At 41.8% G+C, this 16,907-nt stretch carries 16 protein-coding genes; 11 read left to right on the forward strand and 5 right to left on the reverse strand.

Features of this window, described 5'->3' with window-relative positions; genetic code table 11:
* Positions 1–401 precede the first annotated feature (401 nt).
* From J2S25_RS16750 to J2S25_RS16765, 4 genes are all read right to left on the reverse strand, one after another.
* Positions 402–1,892, reverse strand: coding sequence for a glycoside hydrolase family 32 protein (locus J2S25_RS16750; RefSeq protein WP_307192459.1), 1,491 nt, complete (start codon positions 1,890–1,892; stop codon positions 402–404).
* Positions 1,893–1,962: 70 nt separating this feature from the next.
* A complete protein-coding gene (locus J2S25_RS16755; RefSeq protein WP_307192460.1) occupies positions 1,963–3,375 on the reverse strand; it encodes a sucrose-specific PTS transporter subunit IIBC in 1,413 nt (470 codons plus the stop codon).
* Positions 3,376–3,600: 225 nt separating this feature from the next.
* On the reverse strand, positions 3,601–4,596 hold the full coding sequence (locus tag J2S25_RS16760) for a LacI family DNA-binding transcriptional regulator (protein WP_307192461.1): 996 nt from the start codon (positions 4,594–4,596) through the stop codon (positions 3,601–3,603).
* A 168-nt stretch (positions 4,597–4,764) separates the two neighbouring features.
* Positions 4,765–5,004, reverse strand: coding sequence for an alpha-amylase family glycosyl hydrolase (locus J2S25_RS16765; RefSeq protein WP_307192462.1), 240 nt, complete (start codon positions 5,002–5,004; stop codon positions 4,765–4,767).
* A 419-nt stretch (positions 5,005–5,423) separates the two neighbouring features.
* On the opposite strand from J2S25_RS16765, the gene J2S25_RS16770 reads away from it, so the two are divergent.
* The 6 genes from J2S25_RS16770 to J2S25_RS16795 all read left to right on the forward strand — a co-directional run bounded on the left by J2S25_RS16770 (position 5,424) and on the right by J2S25_RS16795 (position 11,741).
* The gene (locus J2S25_RS16770; protein ID WP_044394603.1) at positions 5,424–6,077 is read left to right on the forward strand and encodes an ABC transporter permease; all 654 of its coding nucleotides are present in this window, start codon (positions 5,424–5,426) and stop codon (positions 6,075–6,077) included.
* Between the two features lie 25 nt (positions 6,078–6,102).
* Complete coding sequence (locus J2S25_RS16775) at positions 6,103–7,068, forward strand: ABC transporter ATP-binding protein (RefSeq protein ID WP_044394605.1); 966 nt, start codon at positions 6,103–6,105, stop codon at positions 7,066–7,068.
* Positions 7,069–7,082: 14 nt separating this feature from the next.
* Positions 7,083–7,826 (forward strand): ABC transporter permease, encoded by a 744-nt coding sequence (locus tag J2S25_RS16780; protein WP_044394607.1) that lies wholly within the window; start codon positions 7,083–7,085, stop codon positions 7,824–7,826.
* 29 nt (positions 7,827–7,855) lie between these two features.
* Positions 7,856–8,776, forward strand: a complete 921-nt coding sequence (locus J2S25_RS16785; RefSeq protein ID WP_307192463.1) for a glycine betaine ABC transporter substrate-binding protein — start codon at positions 7,856–7,858, stop codon at positions 8,774–8,776.
* 156 nt (positions 8,777–8,932) lie between these two features.
* The gene (locus J2S25_RS16790; RefSeq protein WP_307192464.1) at positions 8,933–10,381 is read left to right on the forward strand and encodes an ATP-binding protein; all 1,449 of its coding nucleotides are present in this window, start codon (positions 8,933–8,935) and stop codon (positions 10,379–10,381) included.
* The gene (locus J2S25_RS16795) at positions 10,356–11,741 is read left to right on the forward strand and encodes a sigma-54-dependent transcriptional regulator (protein ID WP_307192465.1); all 1,386 of its coding nucleotides are present in this window, start codon (positions 10,356–10,358) and stop codon (positions 11,739–11,741) included. Before J2S25_RS16790 ends, J2S25_RS16795 begins: the two co-directional genes overlap by 26 nt.
* Before the next feature lie 53 nt (positions 11,742–11,794).
* Here the strand turns inward: J2S25_RS16795 and J2S25_RS16800 are convergent, their stop codons facing one another.
* Entirely contained in the window at positions 11,795–12,310 is a 516-nt protein-coding gene (locus J2S25_RS16800; protein ID WP_044394615.1) for a DoxX family membrane protein, read from the reverse strand.
* A 269-nt stretch (positions 12,311–12,579) separates the two neighbouring features.
* On the opposite strand from J2S25_RS16800, the gene J2S25_RS16805 reads away from it, so the two are divergent.
* The 5 genes from J2S25_RS16805 to J2S25_RS16825 all read left to right on the forward strand — a co-directional run bounded on the left by J2S25_RS16805 (position 12,580) and on the right by J2S25_RS16825 (position 16,751).
* Entirely contained in the window at positions 12,580–13,350 is a 771-nt protein-coding gene (locus tag J2S25_RS16805) for a YhcN/YlaJ family sporulation lipoprotein (RefSeq protein ID WP_307192466.1), read from the forward strand.
* Positions 13,351–13,567: 217 nt separating this feature from the next.
* Positions 13,568–14,389: an STAS domain-containing protein gene (locus tag J2S25_RS16810; protein ID WP_241768513.1), complete on the forward strand. Its 822-nt coding sequence runs from the start codon at positions 13,568–13,570 to the stop codon at positions 14,387–14,389.
* A gap of 317 nt (positions 14,390–14,706) precedes the next feature.
* Positions 14,707–14,907 carry a cold shock protein CspC gene (gene cspC / locus J2S25_RS16815; protein WP_044394619.1) on the forward strand — a complete coding sequence of 67 codons (201 nt, stop codon included), beginning with the start codon at positions 14,707–14,709 and terminating at the stop codon, positions 14,905–14,907.
* A gap of 218 nt (positions 14,908–15,125) precedes the next feature.
* Positions 15,126–16,061 carry an endonuclease I family protein gene (locus tag J2S25_RS16820; protein WP_307192467.1) on the forward strand — a complete coding sequence of 312 codons (936 nt, stop codon included), beginning with the start codon at positions 15,126–15,128 and terminating at the stop codon, positions 16,059–16,061.
* A 150-nt stretch (positions 16,062–16,211) separates the two neighbouring features.
* Positions 16,212–16,751, forward strand: a complete 540-nt coding sequence (locus tag J2S25_RS16825) for an MEDS domain-containing protein (protein ID WP_241768514.1) — start codon at positions 16,212–16,214, stop codon at positions 16,749–16,751.
* The last annotated feature ends 156 nt before the right edge of the window (positions 16,752–16,907 follow it).

Genomic DNA, 16,907 nt, shown 5'->3' on the forward strand with positions numbered 1-16,907 from the left:
AGCGTCTAAAGGCGCTGGCTTTCATATAGCATTCAAGCCTCATTGCCTTTGCCTCTTTTGCATACCCCTTAAAGGAGTTCTTGTATAACTTGCCACCCTTAAAACCTGCATTCCCGAAATTTGTAACGAGAATTCGTTGTGAAAGCCTTTATTTACAATGTTTATAACGTTTTTTCTTAATAATAACTCGTTATATATAACTGATTTTGTAACGTGGCAATGTCCTTTGTTTTCAAGGGTTTTGAAGGTCATCGTTATACAATCCGGGAATCTAGGTTTTTATAAAGGACAGCCACTAGATTCTGAGGAGTGGCTTTTTCCTCCAGCAGCTTGAACAGGAATCCGTCCATAAAAGCATCTCCTGCCCCGGTCGTGTATATAATTTCGTCATCGTCTCACCCTTAAATCGAGATTCCTTGTGCAAGTTCATGCTTTTTATAGTTACAGGTAAGCTTTCCAGCACTGAAGACTCTGATTCCAGTTGAATTTTCTTTAGGGAAAACGCGGGCAGTAAAGACGACTTCACCGTTATTAATGAAAATTTCAGCAATGCTAGCATCGACAAATACTTGGACTTTAACAGCATCCCCAATCACGAGGGATGCACATCGCACGAAGCCAAATTCACTGCCGAATGCAGCCGCAAATTTTTCCCGATTCAAGCTTACCGTATTGTGGCTGGAGTCAAACTGAAGCAAAAGCCCTTCTGATTCAGAAGCAAATAGCTCAAGTCCAAACAGTTCGTTATCTTCTGGATTGATTTCGATTTCTAATTCATAGCGGTTTGAGGCATTGTCGAACTCTACGAATTCTTTCTCCAAGATCAATTCAGCGCCAACGGAATTTAGCCTAAGCTGTTTCATCTCTTGTGCAGGGTTTTGAAGAAGTCTGTCCTTTTCAATTGTAAGTTCACGTGGAATAGAAAGGCAATGTGCCCATGATTCTTTGTCAGAAGGGTACTCCACTTCACCCATTCCAGCCCATGAAAACAGCAGTCTTTCGTTATTTTTACCAGAAAAGGTTTGTGGTGCATAGAAGTCAAATCCCTTTTCTAATTCCTGATAATACTGTACTTCAAACGTCAGGCTGTCTATATCCAATTTCCCAAGCACATAAATGACGTTGTAAATGTTGTGATAATCATGTCCTTCCGCCTTTAGGCCCTGCGGCGAGACGATGAGCACATCGTGGCCATTCAGCTCAAAAAAGTCCGGGCATTCAAACATATAAACAGAGTCTGGAAGATCCAGCTCGAGCTTCAACTCGCCTTTGAAGGACCAGTTAACTGCATCTGCTGATTCATATACAATGTTGGCACCGGTCAAATCAGATCTCTGTGCACCCAATAGCATATAGTAGCGTCCGTTTTTTCTAAAGACTTTCGGATCGCGCACATGGCCTGTATAGCCTTCTGGCACGCCCTCAATGATGGGATTGTTCTCGTATTTCACGATAGTTCCGTCGAGGTCCATGATTGCCAAGCACTGATTCGCCGACCGCTCCTCACCGCCATATTTGATATTCCCTGTGTAGTAGAGGTAAAGCTTTCCGTCAACTTCGAACGAAGCCCCGGAATAGGCACCATGCGATTCATAGTCCTCAACAGGTACAAGAGCCACCGGAAGGCGTTCCCAGTTGACCAGATCCTTAGATTTCACATGCGCCCAGTGTTTCATACCGTGGGTCGCATCGAATGGGAACCACTGGTAAAAGACATGGAATTCGCCATTGTAATAGCTCAAGCCATTTGGATCATTTAGTAATCCGAATTGTGGATGAATATGAAAAGCCGGTTTCCAGATTGAATTGACTGATTTTTCTCTAAGGATTTCAAGCTCATTTTTTTTTGCATCATAGAGAGTTCGGTATTTCGCTTCCATGTTTTTTCCCATGTGAAAATCCCTCCTGCTGAAATAGGATGAGAGGGACTTCATCCTCTCATCCTCGTGTTAGTATTGAGTTTTACAAGATATCTGACTTGTTTTCCTTTAGCATTTTATCCGAAAATCCGAACATCCAAGTCAAGACAAACGCAGTCGCAATTGCGATGACGTTAACAAGCAGGTAAAGTAGAATCTGGCCGTTCAAATAAAGCAGGGTTCCCGGGATAACCGTAATAGCCATGCCCGTTGCTTTCAATCCGAAAATGGAAGCGAAGAAACCACCGATACCACCTCCAATTAGACCCATAATAAATGGTTTGCCATAGCGGAGATTTACACCAAAGATGGCTGGTTCTGTAATTCCAAGAAAAGCGGATAAAGCAGACGGCATTGCCAATGCTTTGAGCTTCGCAGACTTAGTTTTGAATCCTACAGCCAGTGCAGCTCCGCCCTGTGCAGCAATTGAAGCAGTGATTATTCCGTTATATGGATTGTTTCCAAGGCTTTCAAGCAAGGAAATTTCAAGCATATTGAACACATGATGTACACCAGTGACGACAATGATCTGGTTCAGGGAGCCGATTAAAAGGCCACTGATGCCAAATGGTAGGTCCAAAATAGCAACTGTTGCATCAAGGATGACATTTTCTACAGTGTGGAAAATTGGTCCAATTACAAACAGAGCCAGAGTAATCATAACAAGCAGTGTTAGAAACGGAGTGACAATCAAATCAAATGCATCAGGTACCATTTTGCGGATTCTTTGTTCAAGCTTTGCGCCGAAAATCCCGGCAATAAACGCCGGCAGAACCGAGCCTTGATAGCCGACAACCGGAATAAAACCAAGAAACATTATAGGATCTGCACCGCCGCCCGCTACATTCCAAGCGTTAGGCAATGAAGGACTGACAAGCATGAGGCCGAGAACTAGCCCAATAATTGGCGATCCGCCAAACACCCTGAACGTCGACCAGGCAACAAGTGCCGGCAGGAAGATGAAGGCAGTGTCTGTTAATACTTGTGTGAACAGAATAAAATTCTCGGAAATGTCTTCAGGCGCCATTCCAAATAAGGCAAGAATTTGTTCCTGCATAACTAGGCCACGAAGCCCCATGAACAATCCAGTCGCAACGAGCGCCGGAATGATCGGGACAAATACATCACCAAATGAACGAATGGCACGCTGGAATACAGTACCACTTTTTGCAACTTCCTTCTCCTGCTCTGCTTTAGTAGATACACCGACTCCGAGCTTCGTAACTTCCTCATAAACTTTGTTAACCGTGCCAGTTCCAAGAATTACTTGATATTGGCCAGAGTTGAAGAATGCTCCTTTTACTTTTTCAATATCTTCAATCTTCACTTGATCAATCTTCTCTTTGTCCTTTACCATAATTCTCAATCTCGTAGCGCAATGTGCTGCGGATAAAACATTTTCCTGCCCACCGACAGCCTCGATTATTTCTTCTGCAATCCTGCGATTATCTGACATATTTTCCACTCCCTTTAAATTTATTGATACCCTACATTAATTTTTCAAAAAGCCGTTTGAGCCTTTTGAAAATGTGAAATCGATTTCATATTGCTAAAAAAATTGTGGAATCGATTACACACCGTGGTTAAAATAAACCCTAAACGATTCAATTGAGTCAAACACAATGTCCTCTTTAGGGATTCATCACAAGCATTCATTACTATGAAATCGATTACACAATGATTATATACTACCTCTAACTATTAGTCTATATCCAAGTACAATTTTTTTAGGACAATTACTATTTTCGCGAATTTGGTCCAGCAACATCCTTGCTCCTTCTATTCCCGCTTCTTTATTGTAATACTCAACAGTTGTTAGGGCTGGTTGGACGTACCTGGATAGGTCAGAGGCCCCGATCCCAGCAACTCCAATTTGCTGAGGAATCCGGATGTTTTTTTCCTTTAAATATTGCATAGCCCCTATCGCAAGTCTATCAGTTACGGCAAATACCGCTTCAGGAAGCCTGTTTTCCCCGGCTTGCTCGATAATCGTTTTCATCGCCTCATACCCAGCTACTAGATCAAAACTGGTAACTGCGAGCCACTCCTCCCGAGCGTTTAAGCCATTCTCCGCCATTACATCCAAAAACGCTTTTTTACGAAGATATCCAACCGCCTTATCTGCTTCATCAACGCCAATAAAGGCTATTTTCCTGTAACCTTTATCAATGATCGTCTGGGTTAAATCCCTGGCAGCGTGGTAATCATCATACACCACACATGACACCCGGTTAAATTCCTGGCCGATTGCCACCACCGGAATATTGAGCTGTTCAATCTCAGCAGCCAGAAGCTCATCTGTATTGGTCGCTAGCAGAATAATGCCGTCTACTTGCCTACTTTTCAAAAGCCGTAAATATTCTATTTCCTTGTCCGATTCCAGATTGGTCGTTGTTAATAAAATATGATAACCGTACTCCTGAAACACATTATTAAGGCCGTCCACTACCCGACTTGATGTTTCCGTACTGATTTTCGGCAGGATGACACCAATTACTTTTGTCTGCTTTGTACGAAGTGATTTCGCATGCTGGCTGGGGACATATCCAGTCTTTTCAATCGTCTCAAGTACCCGCTTTCGCGCATCGACACTCACATATCCAGAATCATTTAGCACACGTGATACCGTCGCCCTCGAAACATTCGCCATCTCGGCAATCTGCTTAATTGTAAGCATTCAAATTCCCCCTGATCTCCTGTCAATCTCATCATACCAAGCGAGTGAAAAATCTACAATCTCCATCGTTATTTTTCCGGAGTTTAGACTTTTAGCTCTTTTGGAGTCCCAATGACCACAACTACGCTGCATGAAAAAACAGAGAGCATATGTTTTTTCTTCATCCATCTAAACAGCAAATAGTTCTGTTGATTGCGGTTGTACTGAAAAATTGGCGATGAAGAGCAGTTTTTCTCCTTCATACTCGAGTGTATAAGCATAATATTGCTTTGCCTCGGTATCGAATTCCCATTTTGACAGGCAAGAATAGGAGCGGCAGTTATTCGGCGGTTGAGCTGCGTTTCCTTTTCCATCACGCCAAATATACCAGTCGCGCTTTGGATTGTTCTTGCTCGATTTTGATTCCATTGGATCCCTAGTCGTCACATTTTTTATCTATAAGGATTACTTTATGTAGTTGTGTTTATCGGAGTATGAAGAAACACCTATTGACAACACATAAACGATTCTTCCATCTTCGATGAGCCTCTGCTTACAACTTTTTTTGAAAAAGCTCATTTTTTGAATATAATGCAAAGTTAAATCCTTACAATTCCCGGGACACCGGAACCGACCCTTTGTCCTGGCGTTTGTCAAAATATTTTAACAACCATGTAAAATTTTTTTGCTTTTGTAAAATTGTTTCGTTTTTACAGTAATAAATAGGACCAAGCACTTGACCCTTTGATAGCGGGGTTCGGGTGCTTTATTGTATCTATTTTTAAAATTTGGCACGGTTCTTGCATCTATTACCTTTGTACTAGTTAATTTGAAGGTGGTGGAAAGAGATGAATGATTTATTGAACTACATGCTAGAAAACCAGACTTCGATTTGGACATATAGTGTGGAGCATCTGCAGCTTGTGGGCTTGGCCGTTTTCATTGCGATCGCAATCGGACTTCCGCTTGGGATTTATCTTACAACGAATGAAGAACTGGCTGAGACAGTTCTCCAGGTGGCTAATATCATCATGACAATCCCGAGTATCGCGCTTTTTGGGATCATGATTCCGATTCTGTCGGTCATCAATCAGGGTATCGGCTTCGTGCCAGCGGTGATAGCACTTATTTTATATTCGCAACTGCCGATCATCCGTAATACTTATGTAGCCATCAATAATGTCGATCCCAATATTCGTGATGCCGCCATTGGGCTGGGAATGAATACGATGCAGCGTCTCCTGCGTGTGGAGATTCCCAATGCCCTTCCTATCATTATGGCAGGAGTCAGGCAAGCCGTGGTCATGAATATCGGAATCGGCGCAATTGCTGCGTTTATCGGGGCTGGCGGACTTGGAGTATTGATCAACCAGGGGATTTCAAGATCGAATACAACCATGGTACTGGCAGGAGCGATCGCCATTTCCCTTCTGGCGATTGTGACAGACGGACTGCTCGGACTTCTCCAAAAACGTATGACTCCAAAAGGTTTTCAACAATAAATAGAAGTAAGATGGGGTGAAAGATATGATTAAATTTGATCAAGTCACCAAAGTGTACGGTGATAAGGTGAAAGCAGTCGATAATGTAAGCTTTGATGTACCTGAAGGCAATATCGTCGTTTTTCTAGGGCCATCGGGCTGCGGCAAAACGACAACACTTAGAATGGTAAACAGACTAGAAACGATCACGGATGGCAAAATTTTTGTCAACGGAACAGATGTGAATTCTTTGAATGAAATCGAGTTGAGACGAAAGATCGGCTATGTCATTCAACATAACGGTTTGTTCCCAAACATGACGATTGAAGATAATGTGATGGCTGTTCCTAATTTAATCGGCTGGGACCGAAAGAAAAAAGCAGACAGGTATAAATACTTGATGGATTTGGTCGGCCTGAATCCAGATGAATATCGGAAGCGTTACCCGCATGAGCTTTCAGGAGGACAGCAGCAAAGAGTCGGAATCGCTCGTGCGATGGCCGCAGACCCACCTGTCATGTTAATGGATGAACCGTTCGGGGCACTTGATCCCGTCATCCGTACCCGAATTCAAAATGAGTTTTTGCAAATTCAGCAGGAAGTGAAAAAGACAATCCTGTTTGTCAGCCATGATATTGATGAAGCCATCAAAATGGGAGACGCCATCGCAATCTTCCAAAATGGAAAACTAATGCAATATGATTCTCCTAGCGAGCTGCTTGCCCATCCTAAGAATGAGTTTGTTCGTGAATTTGTTGGCAAGGACCGCGCGTTAAAAAGTCTGAGTCTTCATACCGTGGAGGATTTGATTTCAGAACGAATGCTGCGAAAACTGGACGGCAATGAGAATTCCAACAAAAAGACAATTTCCGTTGAAACGAATCTAAGAGATGCCTTATCCATTCTGCTCAACCAGGAAGCAGACCAGCTTGTCGTCCAGGCAAATAACAAGCTTGTTGGTGCGATGAAAATTGATGATGTAGAGGCCTATTTGCATCAGCATATTAAATAAGGGGGGTGAAAAGCATGAAGAATAAGCGTTTACTATCTTTTGTCATCAAGCTGATTCTCTTCACCCTGGTTGCTAGTTTCTTCGCTTGGTCATTCAAATCGGGGTATTACCAGCTAATCATCGATGATTCAGAAGGGTTTATCTTTCTGTTAAAGCAGCATATCAATATGGTGCTCCTATCCATCTTGCTGGCAATCGTGCTTGCGATTCCAATGGGGATCCTGGTTACGAGGCCTAAATTCCAAAAGCTTCAATGGCTGTTCATGAATATAGCCAATCTCGGGCAGACCATTCCAAGTCTGGCGATCCTGGCACTGGCGATGACCTGGATGGGAATCGGTTTCAAGCCAGCGGTCTTTGCTCTGTTCCTCTATTCCTTATTGCCAATTTTACGCAATACTGTAGCTGGGATTAAATCGATTGATCCGAACTTACTGGATGCAGCAAAAGGGATCGGCTACACGCCTGCTCAAATTCTTTTGAAAATTGAACTACCAAACGCAGCCTACCCTATTATGGCTGGCATCCGGACAGCAGTGGTCATCAACATTGGAACAGCTGCTTTAGCCTATCTCGTTGGCGGCGGCGGACTTGGCGACTGGATATTCACTGGAATCATGATGAGGGACAACTCCTATCTTCTGTCCGGAGCCATCCCGGTTACTTTGCTCGCTCTCTTGGCCGATCAATTAGTCCGGTTCATCGAAAAGCTGGTTATATCAAAAGGATTAAGACAATCAATAACAATATCAGATTAAAGAGAATCCATTTTTAGGGGGAAAACAAAATGAAAAAGATTTTATCATTTACCGCATTGATCGTTTTAATGGTTTCACTGCTTTCCGCATGTAGCGGTGAAGGCGACACATCCACTTCTACTTCAGACAAAAAGGTAATCGTCGGCGCAAAAAACTATACGGAACAATTCGTCCTTTCCAAAATCCTTGCCATCTATCTGAAGGAGAATGGCTATGAGGTTGAGGAAAAAAACAATATGGCCAGCCAGGTTGTCCGTCAGGCAATTGAGAATGAACAAGTTGACCTTTATTGGGAATATACAGGAACTAGTCTCGTAAACTACAACAAGCTTGACCCACTTTCAGATTCAGTAGCAGCCTATGAAAAAGTAAAAGAAGTGGACAAAGAAAAGGGCATTATGTGGCTAAATCCATCGTCATTAAACAATACGTACACACTGATGATGAGAGAAGAAAAAGCAACAGAGCTTGGCATTAAGTCAATCAGTGATTTAGCGGCTTATTTGAATGACGGCAACGAATTGTCTTTAGGTGCAGATGCTGAGTTCGCGACGCGACCGGATGGAATTAAAGGTGTAGAGAAAGCTTACGGATTCGAGTTTGGTTCTTCCAACATTAAAAAGATGGACGTTGGCCTTTTCTATCAGGCATTAAGAGACGGACAAGTGGATGTGGCAACAGGATTCTCCACGGACAGCCGGATCAAAGCTTTCCATCTCATAAACCTTGAAGATGACAAGAGCTTCTTCCCTGCTTACAATGCGGGAATAACCGTTCATGAAAAAACGCTTGAAAAGTATCCTGAATTAGAAGAACTTCTAAAGCCTTTAGCTGAAAAAATCAACACTGAAACAATGACGGACCTTAACTACCAAGTCGATATAGACGAGAAAAGTGAAACAGAAGTCGCCAGAACATGGCTGACAGAAAACGGCTTAATTAAAGAGTAATCTAATTTTCGGAGGAAATCAGCTATGGTTTCCTCCCTTTTTCATGCTGAGTTCAGATAGTTTGTCATGATAGCGGACAATAATATGGTATAAAGGGAATAGCTGAAATAAGCTCTTATTACGATCGAGGCATGCTGTCAGAAAGGTGAAAGCGATATGAAAAGATTCTACCCATCACGATTAACCAAAAGATTTCTATATCTCACTACCACTATCTTTTTTATTCCTCTATTGATCCTATTTATTCTTGCTACTACTTCTTCAAGAGATATCATCATAAATCAGGAGATTTTATGGAAGGGCTTTATCCTGATTTTTTTAGCGGCGCTGACCACGCTTTTATTCGGTATCCGCTGGATCATTAAACCAATCAAAGCTCTTACCCAGGACGCTGCGAGCTACACAAAGGGGGGAGATTGGTTTGTTCCTGTACTTGAGAAAGAGGATGAGATCCAAACATTGTCCAGCACTATGAAGTATATGGCGGAAAGTTTACAGGCGCATGAGCGGCATCTGCAGCTGATTTTGGAATCCTTCCCTTTCGGCGTCCTCGCTATTAACCCGGAAGGCTTCATCAGTTCCATGAATACAACTGCCGGAGATCTATTGAACAGAAAGAAAGAAACAATCATTGGAAAATCGATCTCTGCCCTGCCGCTTTCTTTCAGGAATCATTTTGAACAGTGCAAGCATGTTTCCAGAAAATTTGACGGCCTTGAAGAGGACTTCACCTTTGAAAATGAAAGGGGAAAGAAAGTAATTAAGCAGTCTAGTTCCCCGTTATTAGATGAAAATAACCAAGTCATTGGAGTCCTGATCACCTTTTGGGATGTAACCAAAGTGCGCCAACTGGAGACGCATATTCAGCGTTCCGAGCAGCTGGTTGCGATTGGCCAGATGACCGCCGGGCTTGCTCACGAGGTGAAAAATCCGCTTGGAACCGTCCAGCTTGCGAGTGATTTAATTGCCAGTGAAATAAAAGAAATGACAACTGCCAATGAAAAGGACGTTGCTTCCGCTGAAATCATTTCCGAAGCGGCAAAAGATATCCAGGAAGAAATACAGCGCCTTGATCATCTTGTTAGACGGTTCCTTCAATTCAGCCGGGAAAACAAAAAGGACGAAACTATTTTCAGCATGAAGACAGTCGCCGCAGAAACGCTTCAGCTTTTATCCCATCAATTTAGGAAAAAGAAAATTCATGCGACTCTTGAGGCTGATGGCGAGGATTACTTTGTAAAAGGTGACAAAAACCAGATGATTCAGGCTTTCATCAATCTTTTTATCAATAGTATTGAGGCAGTTTCGCACCATGGTCAGATTATTGTTTCGATGAAGATCGAAAATAGTGATACTATTGAAATAGAAATAAAAGATGATGGAATCGGAATCCCCCAGCAAAAGATTAAGCGTATTTTCAACCCATTCTTTTCTACTAAACAAGAAGGTACCGGGCTGGGCTTATGGATTACCCATGATATTATCTCTTCTCATAACGGCCATATCGAGGTAGAAAGTGAAATGGGCGAAGGAACATCCTTCCTGATTTCATTGAAAAAGCACGAGGAAGGCGATCATTATGAAAAAAACCATCCTGTTAGTTGAAGATAATGAAAAATTCCGCCGCCTAACCAGGCTTACCTTGCAGAAGGAAGGGTATGACGTCATCGAAGCGGAAACAGGGAAAAACGCTGAAAAGCATATGAAGAGCGAGAACATCGACCTTGTTTTACTGGATTTCCTTCTGCCGGATACGACTGGGTTGAAGCTGCTGGAAAAATGGGCGCCCACTTTTCCGGATACTGTTTTTATTCCTTGCACAGCCTACGGAGATATTGAGGATGCAGTGAAGGCGATGAAAATGGGGGCTTACGACTACTTAACAAAGCCAATAAAGGCTGATGAACTAAAGGTCGTCATCAAACGGGCATTTGAAATGAAACATTTGAAAAAAGAAAACAAAGAGTTAAAACAGGCTGTTCAGCAAAAATATGACCTTCATGGGATGATTGGCAAGAGCCCAAAAATGCAGGAGGTCTACTCGTTAATCGAGAGAGTTGCCAAGCAGGATATCACCATCCTGCTTGAAGGAGAAAGTGGGACTGGTAAATCACGGGGAGCTTACGCTGTACACCTCGAGAGCACGCGGAAATTAGGTCCATTCATCAAAGTCAATTGTGCCGCCATCCCCTCAAACTTATTAGAAAGTGAATTATTCGGCTACGAAAAAGGCGCTTTTACCGGCGCTGTCCGATCACAGGAAGGCAAGTGCGCCGCAGCCGACAAGGGCACTCTTTTTCTCGATGAAATTGGCGAAATCTCGCTGGATGTGCAGGCAAAGCTTCTGCAATTCACCCAAGACAAGACATTTACACCGCTCGGGACGGCGAAAGAAATATCTTCAGACGTTCGCATCATCGCTGCCACTAACCGGAATTTATCGGAAATGGTACAGAACGGTGAGTTTCGTGAAGACTTGTATTATCGGTTAAATATCATTGGCATCAAATTGCCTCCATTGCGTGAGCGAATCGAAGACATCCCCTTGCTTGTCGAACAATTTCTGGCACAGTTCGAAGAAGAACATACTCGCAGCTATTCCATTTCCAAAAGTCTTTTAACAAAACTCACTTCTTATCCATGGCCTGGCAATATTCGTGAATTGCAAAATGCCTTGTCCAGGGCAACCGTTCTCTCCCGGTCTGGACAATTGATTCTCGATGATTTTCCCGAAGAAATCCAGAATCATTTTTCTGAAAAAGAAGTTGAAACTCCTGAAGCTCCGATTGAATTAACGGACGACTTTTCTTTGCCAGAACATCTGGAAAAGGTTGAAAAAGAAGTGATAGAAACCGCATTGACAAGTGAAAACGGCAATCAGGCACGCGCCGCCGAAGCACTTGGCATAACAAGACAAGGCCTCTTGTACAAGATAAGAAAACACAAAATCCTCCGAAAAAAATAAGAAAAGCTGCCAGGATTTGGAATTATTCCTGGCAGCTTTTCAACGTTAAAAAGTTAAGCTACGTTGCGTGCGGTCTCTTCTCCGCGTTTGAGAACGACTTTGCGAATAAATGGTACGACATAACGGTCTAAACCATATTTACCAGCGTTAAAGCCAGCGAACAGGATGATGAACCCGAAGAAGATGTCTGTTGGATTGTGAGATACTGTTCCGGCCAGGAAGAAGCTAAAGTTCATCACTAGACCGAAGAACATCGCAGCAGTTGTCAGAGCACCAAGAATCAAACCAAGTCCAATAAGGAATTCTCCCAGCGGCACAATAAAGTTGAATAGATCCACATTCGGGATCGCAAAGCTTTCAAGGAAATTCACGTACCATCCGTATACCATGTGTCCATCCGGACCTTTGACAGGATTTGCGACAGCGCCTTTCAGGAAGCCACTAGCATCGAAGCCTTCACCAGTCAATTTTCCCCAACCACCAGTCATCCAATTGTACCCTAGCCAAACTCTAATGACAGTCAATATACCAGCAGCAACATTGTTCTCTCTTAACCATTTTGCAAACATGTTCCTCACTCCTATAAGTTAATTAGTATTACTACACTTATAAGATAACAAATATATCTCGAAAATAGGGGTTTTTGTGAATATATTCACAATTGTGTTGAAATGTTTTGAACGAAATGTGTCAACGTGCATGAAAAAGCAGCTTTTCTAAAAAAATGCCTTCATTCCGGCCTGAGCTACTTTAAATCAGAAAAAAATCCTTCCGTACTGCATATCGCTGCAAATTTTAGCCATCATAAGGATGACAATACCAACTAGGAGTGATCAGAATGAAAAAATTAGTCATCATTGCAGGCTGTGCTATTTTCACATTCGGTTTGGCCGGGTGTGGAGCCAATAACAATGCTGCCGACGATAACGGCAATCAGCGAGTCCAAATCTCACAGGTTAAGCGCGGTCCAGCAACCGACGGCACCAAGCTCCAACTGGCTGACCGGGCAGAGCGCCAGGTAGAGCAGCTGCCGCAAGTGGACGACGCACGAATCATCATCTCAGATAACAATGCATACGTAGCTGTTAGACTTGCGGACAACAATGGCGAAACGAATGGAAATGCATCTGTCAATGATGCACTGGATGGCAACGGCAAGACTTTTGCCGAGAACGGACAAGTGGATCCGGGTAACAACCGCGCAGGAAATAATGGAATCATTGACGGCAAAGGGGACGCTGGAAATGGCGACCGCCAAAATATAGGAAACACAAATCGCCCTCTTGATCCTAATAACGGCAACGGAACAATGAATGGAAATACGAATGGCAATGGAATGGACAATGGAAGTATGAATGGAATTGGTAATACAAACATGAATGGAAATGCAGCTGGCAACACCATGAACGGCAATAATAGCCAGCTGGAGATGCAAATTGAACAAAGAGTGCGTCAAGCAAATAACCAAATCGATAAAGTTTTTGTTTCAGTTGACCGCGATGCCTATACCAGAATGGGAACATTCGCCGATGACCTCCGCACCGACAGCAACAGAGACGGGATCTTCGAAGACTTCCGTAATGCAATGGACAGTTTCTTTGGCAGATAGCATTTGAAAGCATAGGATTTCCCTCCTATGCTTTTTTTGCGTCGATTTTTCATTATCCCGTTTTAAATGTTTATTTGTAAGAACTAACTATACCTACACCGTTTCCTCTGCAATTCGAAATTTTTAATTATAAATTTTTTCGAGTAACTGGTTTATAAATCGACAGAATGGGTATAAATAATTTGCTGAGAAGATGCTTTGTGCAGGGGGGGAAGATTTGCATAACACCGATGATCTAAGAAAAGAAATTAAAATCTACTTTCACGATAATGAGAAAATATTTGAAGAGAATTTACTTTCTCAAGCAGTTAATGTTTCGTCGAAAATAACCGAGATTTTAGAAAAAGGAAATATTGACCTATTAAAAAATGCAAGAAAATTAATTTTCTTTATAATTGATCAAAACTATAAAGATTTAGTTGCTTTTGCAGAAGAGGAAGGAATTGCATGGGCAAGACATTCTTTAACTCTACCTCTAAAATTAGAATGGATTCAAGCAATCAGAAGAACTTTATGGAAGATCATTGGACAAATTGATGAAGAAAAGAACCTGACAAATGAAAAAAAAGATTTTTATGAATTGGAAGAATTTATAAATGAACAAATAGACCAATTTCTTAACAGTTTCTTTCTCAGTTATTCTAAATCCAAAGATCAAATGCTCCATAAGCAAAGAGAAATGGTCGAACATTTGTCTGTCCCTATCATTCCAGTAAGTGAGACTGTTTCTGTTCTACCTCTAATTGGTGCAATTGATTCGTTTAGAATTAGAATAATTGAAGAAAAAGTTTTAAACGAAATAGCCAACACAAGGTTCCAAAATTTAGTCATGGACTTATCAGGTGTCGCCATGATGGATAAAGATGTTATCCACTATTTTAAAAAAATTTTGACTGGAGTGTCCATGATGGGCTGCAAGACCATCCTGACCGGACTCAGACCAGACCTCGTCAGAAAAATGGTACATGACGGAATACTTTTTGATAAAGACACAGAAACAAGAGGAACACTGAAAGAAACATTAAAAGATTTCCTTTAGTCGCAAAAAAACCACTCCCCTACTGGGGGTCAGACCCCCAGTAAGGCAGTGCGTTAATTCATTATAGTTTTATGGTTTTTTGGGTAGCGTTATTTATGGACTCGCCATTATTCCGACAAAAGTTTTCCTCTTTATAGTTACTATTTTAAAAATAATCCAAAAGAAGATTTGCTTTATTTTGCGTTTCCTGTTATGATAAAAAAGAATTATTTTTGTTCGGTGTAAAGGATAGTATAAGTATCAACTTTTCGTCTTGATGATCACTTTGGGCAAGGATAGTAATACGTTGTGCGAGTACGCACTAGGAGGCAACAAAAATGGAACAAGGTACAGTTAAATGGTTTAATGCAGAAAAAGGTTTCGGATTCATCGAGCGCGAAGGTGGAGACGACGTATTCGTACACTTCTCTGCTATCCAAAGTGAAGGCTTCAAATCTTTAGACGAAGGTCAAAAAGTTACATTTGACGTGGAGCAAGGCGCTCGTGGAGCCCAAGCTGCAAACGTTCAAAAAGCTTAATCTTAAATCGATTATATAAAACAGGCTCTCTTTAGAGCCTGTTTTTTTTATTGCAAAATTTGATTAGCTATCCTTCCGTGAATTTAGACTCTTTACTACCAAACCTATTTTTTTGACAAATGCTCGATCTTTGCTAGTTCTGCATTTTAACTCTTATTTGAAGGTTACTCTTGGAAACGGTAAAATAGGAATACGATGACGAGAATGAGGAGTTCGTTATGTCTAAATATAAAAAGCAACGGCAAACTATGAACTGGGAACACAAGTACGATTCACTTGACTTGAAAAAGCTGCTGACAATCCTAAAGGACAATCGCCGCGATATCCAGAGCAATCAGCAACTTTACTTTGACCATGAACAGGATAAATTAGACATCAAAGATTATTACCGTGGTGCACAGGATCTTGATTTGTCCAGTCTTGCACTATTTTACAAATTCCACACAATCGTATTCCATTCTCATAAAAACCAGCTCCCCTACTTCCTTGCCAAAGATTTGTATCTGTACACCTGGGTCGATTTATATCCTGACGGTTCTGCTAAAAGCATTTATTCCAGCCAGTTGAAGGACCCCGAGTCACTGCTTATGGAGGATAATGAAACTCTAAGAGAGAAATACGATGAATTTAGAAAACGATCTCGGAAAATCCAGATGAATGGTTTTGATTCCATCAAAGAACTGAAGATGTTTGAGGATCATTTTAAAATGAACACCGAGCATATTGTCCCGCAATCCTGGTTCGACGGTGCTGAACCGATGAAGGGGGATCTTCATCATCTGTTTGTTTGCGAACCGGATTGCAATATTTCGCGTTCCAACTTTCCGTTTGCCGATTTTGATTTTTATAACCCAGAATCGGAAAATGAACCGATCCAGAACAATTGCGGAGTCACTTCAGGTTTCGAGTTCGAACCCGAGCATGGAAAAGGAGCATCTGCCCGGGCGATGCTTTATTTTTTCCTCAGGTATCCTAAAAGAGTCAAGAGCGAGTTTAAAAAAAAGGTGAATATCCCGCTTCTCGCTCGGTGGAATGAAGAATTTCCACCCACTCTGTATGAAAGACACAGAAACCAGGCAATTTTCTATATTCAAGGAAATCGGAATCCGTTTATCGATTTCCCAGCGCTCGCAAAAAGAATTGATTTTTTATAAAAACGCTGATCACTTTGAAATTAAACGGTTAAGCCATTTAATTACCGGTTATCCGAGTTAACCCCGATTTATTCCTTTTTCATTAAATATGTTATACTATATTAATGATGTTTTTATGTCAATAATTGATGGGGTGCTAATTTGGAAAGTATGCATATAAAAGAGATTACTGAACTTGCAGGACTTACCAAAGGTCATGGGTTATATTTATTTAAGAATCAGGATCAGTATATTACCAGAGTGGCCGACTTCGTTATTTCCGGTGCTAAACGAGGGGAGTATTCCATCATTATTGAAAATGACCGGTTACTGCCATTGATTACGAAAAGGCTCATGGAGACTGCCGATGAAAGCAGTTTGGAAAAAGCAAAGTTCATCAATAATTTTGACTTTTATTATGCCAAGGGAGACTTAGGCATAAACTCCATTTTTGATTTCCTTCCCACCCTGATCGAAGGTTATTCAGAGCGCGATGTTGCTATTCGCAGCTGGGCTCACGTAGAATGGCGCGATGAGCAGGAAGTAATTACGAAATTACTTTTTTCTGAACAATCGGCTGATACCATTGTCACCGAGACGGAACTTCTGTCTGTTTGTGCCTATGATTCCGAAAGGGTCAGCAAAGATTTAGAAGAAGGCCTTCTAAATTGCCATAATTTTCTTATTAACGATGAAAACAGGCTCACGTGAACTACTCCCACCACTTACCACCTTACGGGTCGCTTGAAGTGGGGGCTTCTCGACTTATCGCTGCTTTTACTAGCCAACGAAAACTGACCGAGCTAACCCTCTTGTTCCAAGAGTTTTTGTTTCTATGATAACGCTAATAATCTTAATCCTTCCTTT

It is taken from the genome of Mesobacillus stamsii (assembly GCF_030814065.1).
GTDB lineage: Bacteria > Bacillota > Bacilli > Bacillales > Cytobacillaceae > Mesobacillus > Mesobacillus stamsii.